Origin of the sequence: Bacillus sp. AF62, from assembly GCF_050312695.1 — a bacterium.
GTDB classification, from domain to species: domain Bacteria; phylum Bacillota; class Bacilli; order Bacillales; family Bacillaceae_G; genus Bacillus_A; species Bacillus_A cereus.
The window spans coordinates 1-1913 of the sequence record NZ_JBNPJZ010000190.1 but is presented as its reverse complement, the minus strand read 5'-3'; the positions used below and the strand labels follow the sequence as shown (position 1 = coordinate 1913).

The following is a 1913-nucleotide window of genomic DNA, read 5'->3' as shown; positions in this document are numbered from 1 at the left end:
CAAGAATGCATAGGAGCGTTAGACTTTGCGAGTATTCGAGATTTCGCAGCATGTGGTCTTTTATTTAGACAAAATGGGGAATACATTTTTAAAACTCATTCCTTTGTGCGAAAAGAATTTGTTGATATATATTACGGATATTCTAAAAAAGCAGGTGAATTTAAAAAACAGAAATTTGCTCCTATAAAAGAGTGGGAAGAGCAAGGATTACTAACAGTTGTTGATGAACCGACTATTAATCCTCAACACATTGTTGATTGGTTTGTAGAAATGCGTGATAATTATGGGCTTAAAAAAATTATAGGAGATAATTTCAGGTTAGAAGCTATAAAACCGTTGTTAATAGCTGAAGGTTTTGAAGTTGAAATTATAAGAAATCCTAAAGCGATTCATAGCTTATTAGCGCCGCGAATTGAAATGGCCTTTGCGAATAAACAAATTGTTTTTGATGATAATCCTCTTATGCGTTGGTATACACAAAACGTATTGGTTGTTATTAAAAATGATGGAAATAAAGTATACGAAAAGAAAGAGCCTGTTCGTAGAAAAACTGATGGATTCCAGTGTTTTGTCCATGCTCTTTATAGGGCTGATGAGATACGAGAATCAACAGAATTCCTAATAGGCGATATTAAATTCTAATACAGGGGGTGATGACAATTGGATGGATCAGTGATGTTTTAAACAAAAATAAGGAAATTGCATTTATGTTTGATGTAGACATGTTCATTGATACAGCAAACAGAGTCCACATGAAGCGACTGGCGATTGATACCTGTATATCCTTTTTAGGAAGAACAATTAGTCAATCAGAATTTAGGGTTAAAAATGGTGAAGTATTTGAAAAAAATGAACTTTACTATCGCTTAAATGTTCGACCAAATAAGAATATGACAGCAAGTACATTTTGGGAAAAATTCATTCAGAAGCTTGTTTATGATAATGAGTGTTTAGTTATCCAAGCTGATGATGGTGATCTACTTATTGCTGATGATTTTGAACATAACGAATATGCCGTGTTTGAAGATACTTTTATGAATGTCACAGTAAAAGATTATCAGTTTAAAAGAAGTTTTAAACAAAGTGAAGTTATTCATTTGAGATATCGAAATGATAAGTTATCACCACTTATTGATGGACTCTTTGCGGACTATGGTGACTTATTTGGAAGAATTTTAAGTTCTCAGAAACGAAAAAATCAAATTCGTGGCACAGTTGATATGGATATGATTGGTGCTAAAACACAAGAACAGGTCGATAAGTTACAAAAATTTATAGATGACATGTATCAAGCAATCGGTAAGAAAGATATTGCTATTGTTCCGCAACAAAAAGGGATTGAGTACAAAGAAGTTTATAATGGTTCTGCTAACGGCCCTAGTGTGGAGGAAATAAATAAAGTAACGAATGGTTTTTTAAATCAAGTAGCAATGGCGATGGGAATATCTACAGCTTTAATATATGGCGAAATGGCTGATGTTGAGAAGCAAACGAAAAACTACATGAATTTCACAGTAAAACCTTTGTTAAAAAAGATTTCTGATGAAGTAAACGTTAAATTCTTTGAAATGAATGAGTATCTTGAAGGGCAAAGGGTTGAGGTTAAATCTATTTCTTATCAGACTATATTTGAGCTTGCGGAAAGTATCGATAAGCTCATTTCTTCAGGTGCTTTTAAAGGTAATGAAGTGAGATTAGAAGCTGGTTATGAAGTTTCTGATGATCCAAACTTAAATAAACATTACATTACGAAAAACTACGCTGAAATGAACGCTGGAGAAGGAGGTGAGAATACAAATGACGGTGAAAATTGACGTGAAAGGACCAATAATTTCAAATGATGAAGCTTGGATTTATGATTGGTTTGAAATGGATGCTGCAAGCCCAGGTAAAATTTCAAAAGAACTAACTAA

The 1913-nt window shown here is 33.2% G+C and carries 2 protein-coding genes and 1 pseudogene; all 3 read left to right on the top strand.

Features of this window, described 5'->3' with window-relative positions; genetic code table 11:
* The coding region (locus ACQRBL_RS32140) for a terminase TerL endonuclease subunit (RefSeq protein ID WP_427736398.1) at nucleotides 1-642 on the top strand (642 nt) is incomplete at its 5' end.
* 8 nt (nucleotides 643-650) lie between these two features.
* Nucleotides 651-1814: a phage portal protein gene (locus tag ACQRBL_RS32135; RefSeq protein ID WP_427736396.1), complete on the top strand. Its 1164-nt coding sequence runs from the start codon at nucleotides 651-653 to the stop codon at nucleotides 1812-1814.
* Nucleotides 1798-1913, top strand: a pseudogene (locus ACQRBL_RS32130) (head maturation protease, ClpP-related); the annotation flags it as partial. The gene ACQRBL_RS32135 and the pseudogene ACQRBL_RS32130, both read left to right, overlap by 17 nt.